Source organism: Thioalkalivibrio sp. ALJ16 (assembly GCF_000377345.1).
In the GTDB taxonomy this organism is placed as follows: Bacteria; Pseudomonadota; Gammaproteobacteria; order Ectothiorhodospirales; family Ectothiorhodospiraceae; genus Thioalkalivibrio.
Map to the genome: position 1 here is coordinate 130,464 of NZ_KB898038.1, position 17,744 is coordinate 148,207.

Genomic DNA, 17,744 nt, shown 5'->3' on the forward strand with positions numbered 1-17,744 from the left:
GGGACTCAGCCTCGTGCCGCGGCGGCGTTCCAGCGCCGCCCCATGCGGCTGCCCAGCCACACCCCCGCGATCCACAGCATCAGAGAGACAGCCACATAAAACCCGGCGCGCCCCGCGGCACCCGACTGCAACAGCAACAGGCTCTCGAGACTGAAGACCGAGAAGGTCGTGAAACCACCGCAGACACCGGCCAGCATGAAATGACGAAACACCGGATCGGCCGGGCGGCAGCCGCCCGGCGCGCTGATCACCGCATACAGCCCGATCAGCCACGATCCGGCCACGTTCACGGCCAGCGTATCCCAGGGAAAGCCGGTGCCGGCCAGGTGCAACCCAGTCCAGGAAATGGCATAGCGCGCCATGCTGCCGAGCGCGGCCCCCAGCGCGACGAACAGCGAGAGACGCAGCGAATACCCGGTCACGCCGCGCCCCCCGCCAGGCGGCCCAGTGCGTGCCCGATGGCCACCAGCGACAGCCCTCCGCCCAGCGTCAGCAGGACATAGACCAGCGCCGGGCGCAGCCCGTCCTGTTCGGCGACCCCGACCACCTGCAGGCTGAACGAGGAGACCGTGGTGAAGCTGCCGAGCACGCCCACCACCAGCAGCAGCCAGAGCCAGGAGGTCCACGCCGGCCCCGAGGCCCAGCCCAGCGCCAGCCCGATCAGCAGCGCACCGGAGGCATTCACCGCCAGCGTCCCCCACGGGAAGCGGCCGCCCCCGGTGCGGTTGTCGATCCACTGCGACAGCCAGAAGCGCGCCAGCCCCCCCAGCGCACCCCCGGCTCCCACCAGCAACAGGCCCTCCCACCACGCGATCATGGCCCCATTGTCAGCGCGCCCGGCGAGCCTTGTCGAGCGCACCGGCCGGCCAGCACGCACGGGCAGCCGCCCAAATCCCGCGCCATTCGGGCCTCCCCCTCGTCGGAATGGTAAAGTGCGGGCGCAGTGCGGGCCGTCAGCGGCCCGCCCCTCATTCAAACCGCTTAGGTCGCAGGAGCATCATGGCGCAGTACATCTTCACGATGAACGGTGTGGGCAAGATCGTCCCGCCGAAGAAGTACATCCTCAAGGACATCAACCTGAACTTCTTCCCGGGCGCCAAGATCGGCGTGCTGGGCTACAACGGTGCGGGTAAATCCACCCTGCTGCGCATCATGGCGGGCGTGGACACCGAGATTGTCGGCGAGGCGCGGCCGCAGCCGGGCATCAACATCGGCTACCTGCCGCAGGAACCGCAGCTCGACGAGAGCAAGGACGTGCGCGGCAATGTCGAGGAGGCCGTGGCCCCGATCAAGGAGGCGCTGGCCGAACTGGATCAGGTGTATGCCGCCTATGCCGAAGCGGATGCGGACTTCGATGCCCTGGCCGCCAAGCAGGGCGAGCTGGAGGCGAAGATCGAGGCGGCCGACGGCCACAACCTCGAGCGCAAGCTGGAGGTCGCCGCGGACGCCCTGCGCCTGCCGCCGTGGGATGCCGACGTGAAGACCCTGTCCGGGGGCGAACGCCGCCGCGTGGCCCTGTGCCGCCTGCTGCTGTCCAGCCCCGACATGCTGATCCTCGACGAGCCGACCAACCACCTGGACGCCGAATCCGTGGCCTGGCTGGAGCGCTTCCTGCAGGAGTTCCAGGGCACCGTCGTCGCGGTCACCCATGACCGCTACTTCCTCGACAACGTGGCCGGCTGGATCCTCGAGCTGGACCGCGGCCAGGGCATCCCGTTCCAGGGCAACTACTCGCAGTGGCTGGAACAGAAGGAAAAACGCCTGAAGCAGGAAGAAAAGGCCGAGGCCGCCCGCGTGAAGGCGATGGAATCCGAGCTCGAGTGGGTGCGCTCCAACCCGAAGGGCCGCGGCGCCAAGAGCAAGGCCCGCCTGAAGCGCTTCGAGGAGATCGCCTCCAGCGACTACCAGAAGCGCTCCGAGACCAAGGAGATCTACATCCCGCCGGGCCCGCGCCTGGGCGACAAGGTGCTGGACGTGGAGAACCTGTCCAAGCACTTTGGCGACCGTGTGCTCTACCAGGGCCTGTCGTTCTCCGTGCCGCGCGGCGCGCTGATCGGCGTGATTGGTCCGAACGGCGTCGGCAAGACCACCCTGTTCCGCATGATCGCCGAACAGGAACAGCCGGACGAGGGTTCGATCGAGCTGGGCGAGACCGTGCAGCTGGCCTACGTGGACCAGAGCCGTGACGCGCTACAGGACGAGAAGACCGTCTGGGAAGAGATCTCCAACGGCCAGGACATCATCCAGGTCGGCAACTACCAGATGCCGTCACGCGCCTACGTCGGCCGCTTCAACTTCAAGGGCACCGACCAGCAGAAACGCATGAAGGAACTGTCCGGCGGGGAACGCAACCGCGTGCACCTCGCCAAGCTGCTGCAAAGCGGCGGCAACTTCCTGCTGCTGGACGAACCGACCAACGATCTGGACGTAGAGACCCTGCGTGCGCTGGAAGAGGCCCTGCTGGACTTCCCCGGCTCCGCGATCGTGATCTCGCATGACCGCTGGTTCCTCGACCGCATCGCCACGCACATCCTCGCGTTCGAGGAGGATGGCAACGTGGTGTTCTTCGACGGCAACTACCAGGAGTACGAAGAAGACCGCCACAAACGCCTGGGTTCGGAGGCCGACCAGCCCCACCGGGTCAAGTACAAGCGACTCGCCTCCTGATCCACCCCTGAAGGCCCGGCTCCCGCCGGGCCTTCGACTTTCTGCGCCCCGAACGAAAAAGGGCCGGGCGGAATCCCGCCCGGCCCTTCCGGGGTTCTCGCTATGCCCCAGCCGGCCTATGCCGTCGGCATCATCGACGAGTGGTGGTGGACGATCTTCCACGCGCCGTCACGGTTTTCGTAGACGAAGGTATAGCGGGCGGGGACCTCCTTGGTCTCGCCGCCGTCGGTCACGCGGAAGGTATAGGTGCCGGCGTCGGTCAGCTTGTTGCAGCCGAGCTTCACGTTGCGGGAGTTGATGGTGCCGAAAGGCTTCTTCTCGAGGAAGTGCTCGAAGTAGTCCTGGATCTCGGCGGGACTGGTGCGCGGCACATTCGAGACCGTCGGCAGCAGTACGGCGTCGTCCGCGTAGAGTGCGGTTACACGGCGCGCATCACCGGTCTGCAGTGCAACATTCCAGGCATCGAACAGTTCCTCGGCCAGGCGCCGGGTAGCCGGGGCACAGACCACGCAGCTCTCGTTGGCCGGGGTGTCGATGGCGCCCAGATGCGGGTCGCCGCCGGTACCGGTGACGGGGTGATGCTGGTCCCGGTGGGAGGCACTCAGGCTCAGGCGCGAACGCGGGGCCTCGTCGGCGTTGATGAACTGGGTGCCACTGATGCGCGGGCGGGTCTGCGTGCTCACTGCGTGTCTCCGACGACGGCCCTTCGGGGCCGGATAGATGCTGAATTGTACGGCCCCGTCCGGGGCCTGTCATGCGGCGCGCGGGCGGGCTCAGGCAGCCTGTGCCTTGAACGCGGCCAGCATGTCCTCGACCTGGGCACGCAGGCGCGCCTCGTCCTGGATTGCGAAATCGAGGAAGGTCTGGGCCACCACCGACAGGACCTTCTTTTTCGGGTAGACGATGTGCCATTGCCGGTGGATCGGAAAGTGCTCGACATCGAGCAGCGTCACCGGGCCGCCGGCACCCTCCGCGCTGAGGGTGTGCAGCGACAGTACGGCAATGCCCAACCCCCCGATCACCGCGTGCTTGATCGCCTCGTTGGAGCCGAGCTCCATGCGCACCGGCGGGTTGATGCCCTGTTCCTCGAACAGCCGCAGGGTGGCCTCGCGGATGCCGGAGCCCGGTTCGCGCATCAGGAAGGTCTCCCCTTCCAGCTCCTTGAGCGGGATGTTCCGGCGCCCGGCCAGGGGGTGGTCGCGATTGGCCATCACCACCAGCGGGTTCGGCGCGAACGGGTGTACTTCGACATCGGTCAGGCGTTCCGGCACGTGACCAATGATGTAGAGATCGTCGTCATTATTGGCCAGGCGCTCCAGCACCCGGTCAAAGTTGCTGACCTCCAGTGACAGCTCGACATCCGGGTAGCGCCGCGCGAACTGGCCCAGGATGCTGGGTGCGAAATACTGTGCCGTGGTGATGACCGCCAGGCGCAACCGACCACGCTTGAGGCCGTGCATCTCCGCCAGCTTCATCTCCAGGTTGGTCAGCGCGCCCAGCATCTCGCGGCAGGTGTCATACAGCAGCAGGCCCACCTCGGTCGGGAAGGCCTTGCGGCCGACGTACTCGAACAGCGGCAGGCCCAGCGCGGTGGTCAGTTTCTTGATCTGGATCGAGACGGTGGGCTGGGTCAGGTGCAGCTCTTCCGCCGCACGGGTAAAGCTGCCCAGACGCACGATCGCCTCGAACACCTGCAGCTGGCGCAGCGTCGCGTGCCGGATCAGATGCGCCGGGAGCTCCGACTTCAGCATCACCTGTGGAAGGCTGCCGTCCTTGCCCGCGCCCTGGCTGCTCACGTTCCGCTCCTGCGCCGGTTACCGGGTCAGTCCGGCATACAGCATCGGCAGCTTTTCCGGTAGCCGCTCGATCTGGTCCAGCACCATGAAGTGCTGTGCGCCGAAGATCCGCTCGACGTACTCGTCCGCATTCGGATCCAGGCTGATACAGAAGGTGTAGACCCCATTGCGCCCCACCTCCTCCACGGCCCGCTTGGCATCCTGGCGCAGGTACTGGGGGTCGCGTACGTCGGTATCCGCCGGTTCGCCATCGGTGATGATCAGCAGCAGCTTCTTCTGCGTGCCCTGCTGCTGCAGCAGGTGACCGGCGTGGCGTACCGCCGTGCCCATGCGCGTGGACAGCTGGCCCTGCATACCGGCCAGGCGCGCCTTGGCATGATCGTCGTACGGGGCATCGAAGTCCTTGAAGCGGTAGTACTCCACGTCATGGCGACCGTCGGAGGCAAAGCCGTGGATCGCGAACGGGTCCCCGATGCGCGAAATCGCACCCCCCAGCAAAGCGGTGGCCTCGCGTGCCAGCTGCACCACGCTGGTCTCGGTTCCACGCACCATCTCGTTGGTGGATTCCGACAGATCGAGCAGCACCAGGACCGAGAGATCGCGCACCTGACGCACGTTGCGTACGTAAATCCGTTCGTCCGGCTGGCGACGCATGCGCAGGTCGATCTGGGCATCGACCAGGGCGTTCACGTCCAGTTCGTCACCTTCGGCCTGCTTGCGCAGGCGCTGCACGCCCTGCGGCTGCATTGCCTCGATCAGGAACTTCAGCCGCGAGATCAGCGGCTTGTGTTTCTCGTTGATCGCCTCGATCTCGGCCACGTCGCCCTTTTTGGGGCGCCGCTCCAGGAGCGTCGTCCAGTGCGGCCGTTCCAGCTGCATCTGGTAGTCCCACTCGTGGTAGTGGTAGGGCAGCGAGAGCGGTTCCTTGCCCTCCTGCTGGTTGATGCTCTCATCCTCGCCGTCGCGGAACCACTCCGTCGCCAGCACCATGATCTGCTGGGCATCGTCACCGGCGAACTCCACGTCCAGCGTATTGATCATCTGCATCGGCGTGACGTAGAAGCGCTCCTGGTTGCTGCCATGCGCCGCCAGTACCTCGAAGTCCTCTTCCTCGCGACCAAATGCCCAGAGGTAACGGTTGTCGTCCCGATACAGGATCTCCGGCGCCACCTGGCGCGGGTTCATGTAGCCCTGCTCCGGAAACTCCGGCCCCAGCCGCGCCGCCAGCTCGCCCGCCAGCCCCGGTGCCTCGAGGTCCTCGACCGCCTCGAATGCCGCCCGGGCACTGCGCACGAAGGCATGGTCGTCGCGATAGTCCGGGTCCAGAAGGGCCCGCGCGGTGCGCGCCAGGACGGCCTGCGGGCCGTCGCCATCGCTCGCACTGGCGGTATGCATCGGGGTCCAGATCTGACGCAGCCCCGGGAACGCGCGCGCCGCGAGGGCCTCCACGCGGGCATCCTCGAACAGCTCCGTCAGGATACCGGTCACCCCGCGCGGCGCCTCCTCCGGCTGCATTTCGCGGGTGTGGACCACATGCGCCGCCGCATGGGCCGCGGCCGCCCGGTACAGGTCCAGCCCGGTCAGGCCCTCCCAGTCGTCGAAGGCATCCGGCAGGAACATCGTGAACCCTTCGATGTAGGGCCGGTATCCCTCGCGCGACTCGAAGTCGCCGCTGGTCGGGCGCATGAAGAAGTCGCGCGCCCACAGGGATCGCAGATAGAGGTTGATGCGCCGCTGCACATCCACGAACAGCGTGCCGCGCCGCTCCTTCTGGAATACCGACTGCGATTCCGGCGACTGCAGCCCGAAGTAGGCGACCTGCGCCTCCAGGTCGGTCCGGTGCGCCTGCGCCCCCCAGGATGCCCAGCGCCGCAGGCCGCCAAGGGTCAGCTGAGAAAGCAGTTCGTCCAGGTGTTCCAGCATCGGCCGCACGCCGCGCGGGGCCTGACCCAGCAGATTGTCGACCAGGCGCAGGTAGCCGCCGAACAGCGTGGCATCCCCCAGTCGCCGCGCCGCGACCGGACTGGTCGAGATCAGCAGGGTGATCACCGCCGCGGAGGTCTTGGAATACATCTTGACCGCGGAGCTCACCAGGTCGGCGACCGCGTCCTCGCCCAGTTCATGGGCGAGGTCCGGCGTCTCCTGAATGAACGCGACCACCATCTCCGTCCCGCGGCCGAGGGCATGCAGACTGCGGGCCCCTTCGAGGTAGTAGCGCTTCAGGCCGGCGGCGCTGAAGGCGCGCGAGGCCTCCTGCCACGACGCCTCAAGCACCTCGGCGGCGTGGTCTCCCAGATCCGCGAGGAGGTCCTGATAGTCCTCCAGATGAACGCTCATGGGTGCGCCGGCGGTACGGTCTAGAAGAAGGTGGTGACGGCGGAATCGAGCGCGTCGCGCATGTCCGGGTCGTCAGTGATCGGGCGCACCAGCGCCATACGGCACGCCGCCAGCGGCGCGACCTGTTTCGCGATCAGCGACGCGGCATACACCAGCATGCGGGTGGAGATGCCCTCGTCCAGGCCATGCCCCTTGAGGTTGCGCGCGCGCTCGGCGACGCTCACCAGCTTGCCCGCCATCTCCTCGGTCACACCGCCCTCGTGGGCCACGATGCGCGCTTCCGTCTCGTGGTCCGGGTAGTTGAAGTCCAGCGCGCCGAAGCGCTGCTTGGTGGATTCCTTCAGGTCCTTCATCAGGCTCTGATAGCCGGGGTTGTAGGAGATCACCACCTGGAAATCCGGATGGGCCTCGACCATCTCCCCCTTCTTTTCCAGCGGCAGCACGCGCCGGTTGTCGGTCAGCGGGTGGATCACCACCGTGGTGTCCTGGCGCGCCTCGACGATCTCGTCCAGATAGCAGATCGCGCCGTGCCGCGCGGCCAGCGTCAGCGGACCGTCCTGCCAGCGGGTGCCATTGGCGTCGAGCAGGTAGCGACCGACCAGGTCGGATGCCGTCATGTCCTCGTTACAGGCCACCGTGATCAGCGGCTTGCCCAGCTTCCATGCCATGTGCTCGACGAAACGCGTCTTGCCGCACCCGGTCGGCCCCTTGAGCATCATCGGCATGCGCACCGAATAGGCCGCCTCGTACAGCTCGACCTCGTCCGCGGTCGGCTGGTAGTACGGCTCCTCGGTGATCATGTGATCGCGCAGTTCGTCCTGCATGATTCGACTCCTCAATCAGAAAGGCCGGGGCAAGCCCCGGCCGTTGGCGCGGACCTCAGTCCGGCCAGACCCGTTCCGGATGCAGGTCGGCCGCCTTGCTCTTGGGCTTGGCCGCCTGCGTCTTGGCCGGCTTTGCCCGCGTGGTGGCGCTAGCGGTCGTCTTCGTAGTGGCCGTCTTCCTGCGTGTAGCCGGGGTGCGCTTGCGCGCCGGCGCCTTTTTCGGGGCCGCGGCCTTCTTGGTTGCAGCCGCCTTGGTTGCAGCCGCCTTGGTGCTGGGGGCCGCACGGCTGGTGCTGCTGGCCGGCTCTTGGCTGCTGTCCTTCTGCGCCTGTGGCGCCGCGGCCGCAGCCGGCTTGTCCTGCGGCTTGTCCTGCTCTTCGCGGGCGCTGCGCACGCCAGCCGCCAGCTTGTCTTGCAGATTGCTCATTGCGACACCTCCTCGATGATGGCTTCGATCTCGGCCGCCGCCGCCTCGCCCGGTTTGCCCAGGTCGTAGACGGAGCAGCCTTCCAGCGCGGAACGCCGATAGATGGCCCGGCGGCGCAGGGACTGCTCCAGTGCCGGGATGTCGATCTCCATCAGTGCGTGCTTCATCGCGCGCGACAGCGCACTGCGGACCTCGAGCTGATTGACCACGATAAACGGCCGCAGATCCGGGTTGCGCATGCGCGCCTCTTCCAGACCGCGCCCCATGCGTACGCTGCCCCACAGGTCCACCGGTGACGGCAGCACCGGGATCAGGACCTCGTCGGAGGCGGCCAGGGCCCCGTTGACCGCGCCGCCCTCCAGGGTGGGGGGGCAATCGACCACGATGTGTTCGTAGTCCTTGCGCAGCGCCTTGAGTTCGCGATCCAGCGGGCCCGCCACCGCGAACACCGAGGCCGCGAACGGGCGATCTTCCGGCGCCATCCGCGCCCACTGCCCGGCCGAACCCTGGGGATCGGCATCCACCACCAGCGTGCGCCCGCGTCGCGCCAGGCCGGCCGCGAGGTTCATCGTCAGGGTGGTCTTGCCGGTACCCCCTTTCTGGTTCACGACCGAGATTACCCTAGAAGCCACGCCACTCCCTCCTGCGGATGGGCGCCCGCATGGCCGCCCTCGGAATCAACAACCCTGCGTCAACCTTGGGTCAACCCGTGGTCGTCTCGGCCAGGCGGTCGACCTCCAGCGCAAAGGCCTTGTCGGCCTCGCCGATCTGCGCGCCGTCGCGGGCATCGATGGTGATATTCACGTAGGTGGTCCCGAAGCTGATGTTCGGGTGATAGCCGTCCTGCTCCGACAGCTCGGCCACACGATCCAGGAACTGTCGCGTAATCCCGTAGCGTTCGAAGGTGAACTGCTTGCTCATGGATGCCGAAGTCCCCTTGCCAGGCTCCCACCCGGACGGGACTACGAGGTCGGTATCCGCCATTGCCTACTCCGTTCGTCTTGCTACGCCGGGCCGTCAGGCCGGCTGACCCTGGGCATCGATCTCGCGCACGTGCTCCAGTTCATCCGCGAGGATGTTCTCGAACAGCGCGGCGTCATCGAGCGCACCGACCCGCCGGCAATAGACCGCAGCCTCGTCGTACAGACGGACCGCCTCCATCTCCAGTTCGCGGTTACGCGCCATCAGCTCGGCCATGGAACGCCCCAGGCGCACCGGTGCCAGCTGCGACCCGTTGGGTGCCACTCCGTAGTGGAACATCCGGGTCATGAAGCGATCCGCATGATCCAGTTCCTCCTGGGCGTCGCGCCGCAGGCAGTCGCTGACATCGGTCATGCCCCACAGCGCGGTCAGCCGCGCCTGGGCCAGGTACTGCTGCACCGCCGACAGCTCATGCGCCACCGCGCGGTTCAGGTACCCCACGATCCGTGGATCGGACATGGATGTCGCCTCAGCTGGCCGAACCGGTCGCGCTCGGGGAGGTCGGCAGAATGCCTTCCACCTCGGAGTGCACGCGCGCAATGATGTGCGCAGCCACCAGGCCGTCACCCACACGCTCGCAGGAATCCGCACCGGCACGCACAGCGGCGTTCACGGCACCGGTTTCGCCACGGACCAGCACGGTCACGTAACCACCACCGACGAACTGACGACCAATCAGGCGCACTTCGGAGGCCTTGGTCATCGCATCGGCGGCTTCAATCGCCGGCACCAGACCACGGGTCTCGATCATGCCAAGGGCCACACCAGAAATTTCGCTAGCCATCTTCTACCTCTTCTTCAAAAAAGCCACCGGGGCCGCAACCGGCCCGGTGGCGTTTCACTACCGCGAGTTACGGCTTTTCCGGGAGGATGTTTTCCACCTCGGAATGGACGCGAGCAATGATGTGCGCGGCCACCAGGCCGTCGCCCACGCGCTCGCAGGAATCCGCACCGGCACGCACAGCGGCGTTCACGGCACCGGTTTCGCCACGGACCAGCACGGTCACGTAACCACCGCCCACGAACTGACGACCAATCAGGCGCACCTCGGAAGCCTTGGTCATCGCGTCGGCGGCTTCAATCGCCGGCACCAGACCACGGGTCTCGATCATGCCGAGGGCCACACCAAAGTTTTCGCTAGCCATTACTCAACTCCTATCAAGCGTTACTGATAAATTACTTTTCAACCTGCTCGGGCAGGATGCTTTCCACTTCGGAATGCACGCGCGCAATGATGTGCGCAGCCACCAGGCCGTCACCCACACGCTCGCAGGAATCCGCACCGGCACGCACAGCGGCGTTCACGGCACCGGTTTCGCCACGGACCAGCACGGTCACGTAACCCCCGCCCACGAACTGACGACCAATCAGGCGCACTTCGGAGGCCTTGGTCATCGCATCGGCGGCTTCAATCGCCGGCACCAGACCACGGGTCTCGATCATGCCCAGCGCCACACCAAAACGTTCAGTTGCCATTGTCTTCTCTCCTGGATTTACAGTTTTTCAAAAAATGACGCTCACGCCGCCTTGCGGGAACCAGCAGAGCGCTGTGCATCGGTCTGGTCTCGTCCTGCCTCGTCCTTCGACCCTTCCGTCTTCTTTCCACCATCGTCCCAGTGGTCGATGATGCCGCCGATCGTGAGATCGGTCTGAATACTGTTGTCGTCGAGCGCGTAGCGCGCGGCCGACCCGCTGATCGTGAACACCCAGTTGCCCGGGTGCGCGCCTACGGTGTCGACCGCGACGTTGAGCGCACCTTTCTGGTCCACCAGCACGCGCAGTGACATGCTCTTCAGCCCGTCTACACGACGGGTGACGACCAGTTCGTCCTGCACCTGCATGATCTCCATGGAGCTACTGCTCCTCCCAGTAGTCGATGATCCCGACGATCGTCGCATCACTGGGGTAGGACTTGTCGCCGGCGGCCTCGCGCGCGGCCGAGCTGCCCACCACGATGACCCAGTCCCCGGGCACGCAGCCGACCGCGTCCACCGCCACCGTGCGCGGCCCGCCGGCCTTCTCCTGAACCACCAGCAACGGCCGGTGCCCCAGATCGCGGATGCGGTTGGTCGAAACCAGCGTCTTTTCAACCCTGCAGATCTTCATTCCCGTTCCCGTGTACTTACGCGGCCAGCGGCTCGAGCCGGCTGCCGCTGCGTTTGTCGCGGATCACCATGTGACAGCCAATCAGGCCTTTCTCCGCGAGGTCGCGATAGCGATCCATGATCGTGTTCCGGATCCGGCGGCAGCGTGCCTCCACCCGCTCCCGCGATCCCGGCACCTTGCGGTCGTAGCGGTAGTGGATCACCACCGGGACCGGCAGGCCGCGTTCGACGTTCAGCTTCCGGAAAATCTTGTTCACGCCGACATCCATGCCTTTGGCGCCTTCTTCCATCGTCTCCAAGTGCGCGAAGTAGGCAAAGTTGCGTACCTGCATCTCCTCGATCTCCTGGCCGACGATGATCACGCGCTCGCGGTGGCCAACATCGGCATAATGCCCACCGTGGTACCGCGCCACGTAGTCCAGCTGCGAAATATTGTTCAGCAGCAGCCGCGAGATCAGTCGCAGCATGCCCTCGTGCGGCGCCCCGTTACCGCGACCCCAACCCTGCTGGTGAATCGCGTCCTGGATCGCCTGGTACACCCGCAGCGAGGCCGCCTGCTCGTCCATCCCCTGGGTTTCGCGATACACCTGCGCACTGTCCACGAAGCGGTACAGGCTCATGCGCGTATCCGCGTCCGGGATGTGGATCTTGACCGAATCCGTATCCGTATCCACGCCAATCAGCAGCGTGTCCACCGAGGCCCCACAACAGTAGGTATTCTCGATCGCCTGGCGGAACGCGCGCAGCTGGTGCAGAGCCCCGTCGGCCGCGTCCCGCTCATTGTTTCCGTGCGCCGCGCAGCCCTGATGCATCGGATCGGCGCCACTGTAGTGGTAGGCCGCGATCTTCAGGTAGCGGCTGGGCACATCCGCCGTGGTCGGCCGACCCTCTCGGAAACGCAGCAACTCACGCTTGGTCCAGTGGCGCACGTCCTCCTCGATATCGAACTGCGCACCGGCATAGCTGCGCACCCGCACCGCGAGGTCAGGCAGGCGCAGGATAAACCGGCGCAGTCCCAGCAGGCGCCCGTCGGAACAGGGCGAGATATCCACCTCGTGGAAATCGCAGTCCAGAAAATACGCAATCGCGCTCTCCGCCTCCGCCACCAGGTCATCCCGGCCCGCCCAGTATTCGTTGACCACCTGGTCGAAGAGCTCGAAGGTCCCGTGCAAGTACAGTTCACGGGTATCGAGGTCGTTTATCCAGGCGTCTTCCAGAGCCTTCTCGGGCAGGCGGTAGCCGAGGCGCTGTTCCACGATCGCCTGCGCCCGCCGCTCGAAGTCCATCTCGTGCTGAAGGGCATGCACCTCCTTCAGCACCGGCACCAGCTCCGCAAAGCGGTCGCGGAACCCTTGCTCGAAGGCGTGCAGCCGCTCGTTCATGGCCACATCCGCCAGCGGATGCCCCGGCAGCAGCTCGCGCGGGTCCCCCGCACTCGTCGTGTCACCTGCGGGAACCGGGCTCACCAAGGCCGTCGGTGCCGTGGAAACCGCGGCCGAATTGCGGGCAGCCACCGCCCGGGTCTTCGCGAACCGCGAACCCAGGGCACTGCTCTTGCGACGACCGCGCACCATGGCGTCCAGGACCCTCTCCCGACCTTAGCCGCGCGCCCCGCCGGACAGCGTCACCAGCGAACCGGCGTCACTGTTCCCGGAGGAACCGGTGATCTTGCTCGGGGGCACATCCTTGCGCTCCAGTTCCCGATTGAGATACGCGCTCCGACCTTCACCGCGCGGATTCCCCTTCTGCGTGGCGTTGCGACGGGTCGAGAAACCCTCGGTCCCGGTCACGCGGTCACCGCGCTGCCAGTCGTCCCCGGTGATGGACACGCCGTTGCTGCTGCCATTCACGGTCACCCGTTCGGCACCCACCTTCGGCTGGTCTTCCACCGGTGCGGCGGCGACCGCCGGCTCCTGGCGGCTGTAGCGGAACTCTTCCGTGCCCGACACCAGGCCCATGGCCTTGTTGATCGAGCCGGTCACGCTGCCGCTGCTGCCGTAGGCGGTACCGGTCACACGCTCGCGGCGTTCGGCCGCGGCCCGTGCCGGGGTGTTCACGCTGAAACCGCCATTCGGCATCGGACGTTCCGCGGCTCGCGGGGCGGACGGAGCCGCCACCTGCATCCCCTCGGGACGCAGCCGCGGATGCAGGCTGCCCGCCGCGCTGGAGCAGGTACGGGCGAACTCGTTGGCACCCACGTACGGGGCACCCGAGACGTCCTGACAGGCGCCACGTTCGGTACCAGTTACGCGCTCGTCATAGCCTGGCTGGCTGCCGGACACCGGGTGGGCCGGGGTCGAGTGGCGATCCGCCACGCGGGTACCCGCCACTTCGGAATCACGCGGCTCGCAGAACTGGTCGTACTGGTCCGGGCCGATGTAGGCGGTGCCGCTGACCGGCTTGCAGGCGCCGTATTCGTCGCCGGTCACGCGGGCCGAACGACCCACTGCGGTGCCAGACACGAGCTGCTGATTCCAGGTGCGGCCGACCGTCACCTTCTCCGGCGCGGCCTGCGGACGGCTGCCGCCACAAAATGCGTCATAGTGCTCGGAGCCGGCGTATTCGGTACCGGTGATCGGCTTGCAACCGCCGTACTCGTCGCCGGTCACGCGGATGGAGCTGTCCACCTGGGTACCGGAAACCTCACGGCCACGCAGGGTGTGCATCACCCCGACCTTGGGCACGCCACCGGCACCGGGGCGCTCGCACAGGTCGCCGAAATCCGACTTGTTGTAATACGGCGTGCCCGTCAGCGTGGCGCAGGAGCCGGGTTCGTCACCCGTAACCTTGGCGCTGCGGCCGACAGCAATGCCGGTCACACTCTGGTCGTCCTGGGTGTGCGACTCCTGCACCTTGGCCGGGGCCGGTTCCGGGCGCGTTCCACAGAAGCCCTGGAACTGTTCCTGCCCGAGGTATTCGGTGCCGGTCACGGGCTTGCAGCTCCCGTATTCGTCACCGGTCACGTGCACGGAGCGCCCGACTTCGGTGCCGGTCAGTTCACGACCGCGAAGGGTGTGCATGACGCCGACCTTGACCGGCGCTCCGCTGGGCTTTCCCGTGCTGCAGGGAACCTCGCTCGCCGCGGTGTTCAGATACTCGGTGCCGGTGATGTCGCGGCAGGAGCCGGATTCATCGCCGGTGACCTTGGGGCTGCGCCCCACGGAGGTGCCCGAGACGCCCTCGCCCTGACGGGTGACCATCACACTGGTGCGCGCCGGGGCGCCCTGCGGACGCGTGCCGCAGAACCCCTCGTATTGCTCGCTACTGAGGTATTCGGTCCCGGTAATAGTCTCGCAGGAGCCACGCTCGTCGCCGGTCACCCGAGTGGAGCGGCCAACTTCGGTGCCGCTCACGGCCTGACCGCGAGTGGTGTGAGAGGTACCGACCTTGGGCGGATTGCCCGCCGGGCGCACCCCGCAGTAGCGCTCGTAGTGCTCGAGACCCAGATATTCGGTACCGGTGATGGCCGAGCAGCTGCCCGCCTCCGTGCCGGTCACGTTCTGGCTGCGCTCGACCTGGGTGCCGCTGACGTGGCTGCCGGCCAGCGTGGTGCCTTCCTCGACCTTGGGCGGGGCGTCGGCATCACCAGGGCGCGGGCGCCCGCACGGACGACCGGGCTCGGACGAGCCACGCCCCAGCTTGCAGAGTTCTTCGCGGCGTTGACGCGCGACTTCGCGGGTCGACATGCCCTTGCGCTTGGCCGCCTTCCAGGCGCCCTCCTGGGGCAGGGCACCGCGGGCCTGGCCACCCTTGAAGCGGCGGCGCAGGGCCTGCTTGCCGTTCTGGGCCATCGCGTCGCGCCGGGCCATGCAGATCGCACGGACCTCGGAGATCATCGGATGCGGGCCGGCGGCTTCGCCCCCGGACTCGACCTTGTCGCACAGCTGGTCAAGACCGGTGTCGACCACCGCCTGTTCAGGAGTCGCCGCGTGGACAGGCTCCTGGCCAGCTTTCTCGCCCTTGCAGCCACAGCCGCAATCCTTGCTCGCTTCAGTGGGCGCGGACTGCACCGGCTCGCGCCCCTTCAGACGGTCTTCCCGGCGCGGCTCCGGCGCCATGGCCTTCTTGCCATCGGTGGCAAGGGCCTGGCGACGCAGACGGCAGATCTCGCGGCCACTCATATGCGAGCAGTCGACTTCCACGTTCTGCGACTGGGCCAGGGCCTCGAGCTGGCGGGAGCGGTCCGCCCCCGCGCGGGCCATGCCGCCGGAGACCCGCGCCCGGGTGTTGGTACGGCCCACGGCCTTCTTGCCCTGGCGCGCCATCTTCTGGCGGCGCTCGAGGGCGGCCTGCCGGCCGTTGGAGGCACCCGCATGCGCGCCCGGCTCGGGGCGGCGCTCGGGAGTGGTGTCGCGGGTCTCGAAGGAGACCGGCGACGACGATTCGCTGATGTGCTGCTCCGGCTCCCGCGCCTGGGGTGCCGGGGCGGGTGCCGCTTTCGCCTGGCGCGCCTGTTGCGCAGCCGCGGCGGAACGGTTGTTCCCCTTGGTTTGGCCGGTCGACTTCACGGCAGCCTTGCCATTACGAGACATGGCCTTGCGCCGTTCCAGGGCACGTTCACGCCCCGAGAGACCTTCAGACGCAGATGTCGGATTACTCATGGCACTTCCTTACAGTTGGCGGCAGCAACGGTAAATAACGCTGTACTGAACTGCCGGACCCGCAGCGCGGGTCCGGCAGGCACCGGGGTCGTCTTAGCGGCCGCGGTCGACCACGAAGGCCATGCCCTGGCTCTGGGCGTAGTTATCGTACGCAATAAAACGAACCATCATGCCCGGGTTGGCACGGCGGCACTGCTCGATCTCGGACAGCACGGCCTCTACGGACTGCTCACCGAAGAACGGCAGCTTCCACATGTACCAGTAGTGGGCCATGGCGTTTTCCTTCTCGCTGTACTCGATCGCCGGGTTCCAGCCCTGGGCGAGGCAGTATTCGATCTGCTTGCGCACCTGGTCGGCGTTCATCTCCGGCAGGTAGGAGAAGGTCTCGTACTTCTGCGACTGCTTGAAGTTCTGGATATCAGACATGTCGGTAATCCTGTGCTCTTGTTCTTTCAGGGCGCGGGTGACCCGTCAGGCCACCCGCACTCGGGCGATCACTTGTGCTGGGTGTCCAGCTTGTCGACGGTGTCGAACTCGAACTTGATCTCTTTCCACGTTTCCATGGCGATCTTCAGCTCGGGGCTGTGCTGAGCGGCCTGGGTCAGGATCTCCTTGCCTTCGCGCTCGAGATCGCGACCTTCGTTGCGCGCCTGGACACAGGCTTCCAGCGCGACACGGTTGGCCGCCGCACCCGGGGCGTTGCCCCACGGATGGCCCAGCGTACCGCCGCCGAACTGCAGCACGGAGTCGTCGCCGAAGATGGTGACCAGGGCCGGCATGTGCCAGACGTGGATACCACCGGAGGCCACGGCGAACACGCCCGGCATGGAACCCCAGTCCTGATCGAAGAAGATGCCGCGCGAGCGGTCTTCCGGCACGAAGGATTCACGCAGCAGGTCGATCCAGCCCAGGGTCGCGGCACGGTCGCCTTCCAGCTTGCCGACCACGGTACCGGTATGCAGGTGGTCACCACCGGACAGACGCAGGATCTTGGCCAGCACACGGAAGTGGATACCGTGCTTCGGATGGCGGTCGAGCACCGCGTGCATGGCACGGTGGATGTGCAGCAGCACGCCGTTGTCACGGCACCAGTTGGCCAGGCCCGTGTTGGCGCAGAAACCGCCGGTGATGTAGTCGTGCATGATGATCGGCGCGCCAATTTCCTTGGCGAACTCGGCACGCTTGTACATCTCTTCCGGGGTCGGCGCGGTGACGTTCAGGTAGTGACCCTTGCGCTCGCCGGTTTCGGCTTCGGCCTTTTCGGTCGCTTCCTGCACGAACTCGAAGCGGTCACGCCAGCGCATGAACGGCTGCGAGTTGATGTTCTCGTCATCCTTGGTGAAGTCGAGGCCGCCACGCAGGCACTCGTACACGGCACGGCCGTAGTTCTTCGCGGACAGACCCAGCTTCGGCTTGATGGTGCAGCCCAGCATCGGACGGCCGTACTTGTTCAGCTTGTCGCGCTCGACCTGGATACCGGACGGCGGACCACCGCAGGTCTTCACGTAGGCGATCGGGAAGCGCACGTCTTCCAGACGCAGGGCACGGATGGCCTTGAAGCCGAACACGTTGCCGACCAGGGAGGTGAACACGTTCACCATCGAACCTTCTTCGAACAGGTCGATCGGGTAGGCGATGAACGCGTAGAAGGACTCGTCGTCACCCGGCACGTCCTCAATGGAGTACGCACGGCCCTTGTAGTAGTCCATGTCGGTCAGGAGGTCGGTCCACACCGTGGTCCAGGTACCGGTGGACGACTCGGCCGCCACAGCGGCTGCCGCTTCTTCGCGGTCAATGCCCGGCTGCGGGGTGATCTTGAAACAGGCCAGGATATCGGTATCCAGCGGCATGTATTCCGGCATCCAGTAGGTTTCGCGGTAATCCTTGACACCCGCGGAGTACTTCTTGGCGGCCATGTGGCTTTCTCCTACGCGTTGGTTAATCGTGACGGTCGCCTAGATTAGGGAGGGCAATCACTAATAACAAATAAATAATCTAGATACGAC

General features: G+C 66.3%; 20 protein-coding genes. 1 reads left to right on the top strand and 19 read right to left on the bottom strand.

Annotation, left to right across the window (positions count from 1 at the left end; all coding sequences use genetic code 11):
* Nucleotides 1-5: 5 nt before the first annotated feature.
* Nucleotides 6-422, bottom strand: a complete 417-nt coding sequence (locus D000_RS0102675) for a CrcB family protein (protein WP_018872013.1) — start codon at nucleotides 420-422, stop codon at nucleotides 6-8.
* The gene (crcB, locus tag D000_RS0102680; protein WP_018872014.1) at nucleotides 419-817 is read right to left on the bottom strand and encodes a fluoride efflux transporter CrcB; all 399 of its coding nucleotides are present in this window, start codon (nucleotides 815-817) and stop codon (nucleotides 419-421) included. The genes D000_RS0102675 and crcB overlap by 4 nt, the downstream gene beginning before the upstream one ends.
* Nucleotides 818-999: 182 nt before the next feature.
* On the opposite strand from crcB, the gene ettA reads away from it, so the two are divergent.
* Nucleotides 1,000-2,667, top strand: coding sequence for an energy-dependent translational throttle protein EttA (ettA, locus tag D000_RS0102685; RefSeq protein ID WP_018872015.1), 1,668 nt, complete (start codon nucleotides 1,000-1,002; stop codon nucleotides 2,665-2,667).
* Nucleotides 2,668-2,783: 116 nt separating this feature from the next.
* Here the strand turns inward: ettA and D000_RS0102690 are convergent, their stop codons facing one another.
* From D000_RS0102690 to D000_RS0102770, 17 genes are all read right to left on the bottom strand, one after another.
* Nucleotides 2,784-3,350, bottom strand: a complete 567-nt coding sequence (locus D000_RS0102690; protein WP_018872016.1) for an SgcJ/EcaC family oxidoreductase — start codon at nucleotides 3,348-3,350, stop codon at nucleotides 2,784-2,786.
* 90 nt (nucleotides 3,351-3,440) lie between these two features.
* The gene (locus D000_RS0102695) at nucleotides 3,441-4,418 is read right to left on the bottom strand and encodes a LysR family transcriptional regulator (protein WP_026279714.1); all 978 of its coding nucleotides are present in this window, start codon (nucleotides 4,416-4,418) and stop codon (nucleotides 3,441-3,443) included.
* Between the two features lie 63 nt (nucleotides 4,419-4,481).
* A complete protein-coding gene (locus tag D000_RS0102700; protein ID WP_018872018.1) occupies nucleotides 4,482-6,800 on the bottom strand; it encodes a nitric oxide reductase activation protein NorD in 2,319 nt (772 codons plus the stop codon).
* A 20-nt stretch (nucleotides 6,801-6,820) separates the two neighbouring features.
* Nucleotides 6,821-7,624, bottom strand: a complete 804-nt coding sequence (locus D000_RS0102705) for a CbbQ/NirQ/NorQ/GpvN family protein (RefSeq protein ID WP_018872019.1) — start codon at nucleotides 7,622-7,624, stop codon at nucleotides 6,821-6,823.
* Nucleotides 7,625-7,679: 55 nt separating this feature from the next.
* Nucleotides 7,680-8,051, bottom strand: a complete 372-nt coding sequence (locus tag D000_RS0102710) for a hypothetical protein (RefSeq protein WP_018872020.1) — start codon at nucleotides 8,049-8,051, stop codon at nucleotides 7,680-7,682.
* Nucleotides 8,048-8,683, bottom strand: coding sequence for a ParA family partition ATPase (gene parA / locus D000_RS0102715; protein WP_018872021.1), 636 nt, complete (start codon nucleotides 8,681-8,683; stop codon nucleotides 8,048-8,050). Before parA ends, D000_RS0102710 begins: the two co-directional genes overlap by 4 nt.
* Before the next feature lie 70 nt (nucleotides 8,684-8,753).
* Complete coding sequence (locus D000_RS0102720; protein ID WP_026279715.1) at nucleotides 8,754-9,035, bottom strand: 4a-hydroxytetrahydrobiopterin dehydratase; 282 nt, start codon at nucleotides 9,033-9,035, stop codon at nucleotides 8,754-8,756.
* A 33-nt stretch (nucleotides 9,036-9,068) separates the two neighbouring features.
* Nucleotides 9,069-9,491 carry a bacterioferritin gene (locus D000_RS0102725; protein WP_018872023.1) on the bottom strand — a complete coding sequence of 141 codons (423 nt, stop codon included), beginning with the start codon at nucleotides 9,489-9,491 and terminating at the stop codon, nucleotides 9,069-9,071.
* Nucleotides 9,492-9,501: 10 nt separating this feature from the next.
* Entirely contained in the window at nucleotides 9,502-9,816 is a 315-nt protein-coding gene (locus D000_RS0102730; RefSeq protein WP_026279716.1) for a BMC domain-containing protein, read from the bottom strand.
* A 67-nt stretch (nucleotides 9,817-9,883) separates the two neighbouring features.
* The gene (locus D000_RS0102735; protein WP_012982276.1) at nucleotides 9,884-10,177 is read right to left on the bottom strand and encodes a BMC domain-containing protein; all 294 of its coding nucleotides are present in this window, start codon (nucleotides 10,175-10,177) and stop codon (nucleotides 9,884-9,886) included.
* A gap of 31 nt (nucleotides 10,178-10,208) precedes the next feature.
* Nucleotides 10,209-10,508 carry a BMC domain-containing protein gene (locus tag D000_RS0102740; protein ID WP_012982275.1) on the bottom strand — a complete coding sequence of 100 codons (300 nt, stop codon included), beginning with the start codon at nucleotides 10,506-10,508 and terminating at the stop codon, nucleotides 10,209-10,211.
* 41 nt (nucleotides 10,509-10,549) lie between these two features.
* Nucleotides 10,550-10,882: a carboxysome peptide B gene (locus tag D000_RS0102745; protein WP_018872025.1), complete on the bottom strand. Its 333-nt coding sequence runs from the start codon at nucleotides 10,880-10,882 to the stop codon at nucleotides 10,550-10,552.
* 4 nt (nucleotides 10,883-10,886) lie between these two features.
* Complete coding sequence (locus D000_RS0102750) at nucleotides 10,887-11,138, bottom strand: carboxysome peptide A (RefSeq protein ID WP_018872026.1); 252 nt, start codon at nucleotides 11,136-11,138, stop codon at nucleotides 10,887-10,889.
* 16 nt (nucleotides 11,139-11,154) lie between these two features.
* Entirely contained in the window at nucleotides 11,155-12,711 is a 1,557-nt protein-coding gene (locus D000_RS0102755) for a carboxysome shell carbonic anhydrase (RefSeq protein ID WP_018872027.1), read from the bottom strand.
* Between the two features lie 24 nt (nucleotides 12,712-12,735).
* Nucleotides 12,736-15,669 carry a CsoS2 family carboxysome shell protein gene (locus D000_RS0102760; RefSeq protein WP_018872028.1) on the bottom strand — a complete coding sequence of 978 codons (2,934 nt, stop codon included), beginning with the start codon at nucleotides 15,667-15,669 and terminating at the stop codon, nucleotides 12,736-12,738.
* Nucleotides 15,670-15,831: 162 nt separating this feature from the next.
* Nucleotides 15,832-16,164 (bottom strand): ribulose bisphosphate carboxylase small subunit, encoded by a 333-nt coding sequence (locus D000_RS0102765; protein WP_018872029.1) that lies wholly within the window; start codon nucleotides 16,162-16,164, stop codon nucleotides 15,832-15,834.
* A gap of 68 nt (nucleotides 16,165-16,232) precedes the next feature.
* Entirely contained in the window at nucleotides 16,233-17,654 is a 1,422-nt protein-coding gene (locus D000_RS0102770; protein ID WP_018872030.1) for a form I ribulose bisphosphate carboxylase large subunit, read from the bottom strand.
* Between the last annotated feature and the right edge of the window lie 90 nt (nucleotides 17,655-17,744).

Bases quoted from the DNA above. Each gene is read 5' to 3' on its own strand.
- D000_RS0102740 (WP_012982275.1), bottom strand. From the start codon at position 10,508: ATGGCAACTGAACGTTTTGGTGTGGCGCTGGGCATGATCGAGACCCGT.
- D000_RS0102720 (WP_026279715.1), bottom strand. From the start codon at position 9,035: ATGGCGGATACCGACCTCGTAGTCCCGTCCGGGTGGGAGCCTGGCAAG.
- D000_RS0102700 (WP_018872018.1), bottom strand. From the start codon at position 6,800: ATGAGCGTTCATCTGGAGGACTATCAGGACCTCCTCGCGGATCTGGGA.
- D000_RS0102695 (WP_026279714.1), bottom strand. From the start codon at position 4,418: ATGCTGAAGTCGGAGCTCCCGGCGCATCTGATCCGGCACGCGACGCTG.
- D000_RS0102770 (WP_018872030.1), bottom strand. From the start codon at position 17,654: ATGGCCGCCAAGAAGTACTCCGCGGGTGTCAAGGATTACCGCGAAACC.
- crcB (WP_018872014.1), bottom strand. From the start codon at position 817: ATGATCGCGTGGTGGGAGGGCCTGTTGCTGGTGGGAGCCGGGGGTGCG.
- D000_RS0102710 (WP_018872020.1), bottom strand. From the start codon at position 8,051: ATGAGCAATCTGCAAGACAAGCTGGCGGCTGGCGTGCGCAGCGCCCGC.
- D000_RS0102760 (WP_018872028.1), bottom strand. From the start codon at position 15,669: ATGTCTCGTAATGGCAAGGCTGCCGTGAAGTCGACCGGCCAAACCAAG.
- ettA (WP_018872015.1), top strand. From the start codon at position 1,000: ATGGCGCAGTACATCTTCACGATGAACGGTGTGGGCAAGATCGTCCCG.
- D000_RS0102755 (WP_018872027.1), bottom strand. From the start codon at position 12,711: ATGGTGCGCGGTCGTCGCAAGAGCAGTGCCCTGGGTTCGCGGTTCGCG.
- D000_RS0102705 (WP_018872019.1), bottom strand. From the start codon at position 7,624: ATGCAGGACGAACTGCGCGATCACATGATCACCGAGGAGCCGTACTAC.
- D000_RS0102725 (WP_018872023.1), bottom strand. From the start codon at position 9,491: ATGTCCGATCCACGGATCGTGGGGTACCTGAACCGCGCGGTGGCGCAT.
- D000_RS0102730 (WP_026279716.1), bottom strand. From the start codon at position 9,816: ATGGCTAGCGAAATTTCTGGTGTGGCCCTTGGCATGATCGAGACCCGT.
- D000_RS0102765 (WP_018872029.1), bottom strand. From the start codon at position 16,164: ATGTCTGATATCCAGAACTTCAAGCAGTCGCAGAAGTACGAGACCTTC.
- D000_RS0102750 (WP_018872026.1), bottom strand. From the start codon at position 11,138: ATGAAGATCTGCAGGGTTGAAAAGACGCTGGTTTCGACCAACCGCATC.
- D000_RS0102745 (WP_018872025.1), bottom strand. From the start codon at position 10,882: ATGGAGATCATGCAGGTGCAGGACGAACTGGTCGTCACCCGTCGTGTA.
- D000_RS0102735 (WP_012982276.1), bottom strand. From the start codon at position 10,177: ATGGCTAGCGAAAACTTTGGTGTGGCCCTCGGCATGATCGAGACCCGT.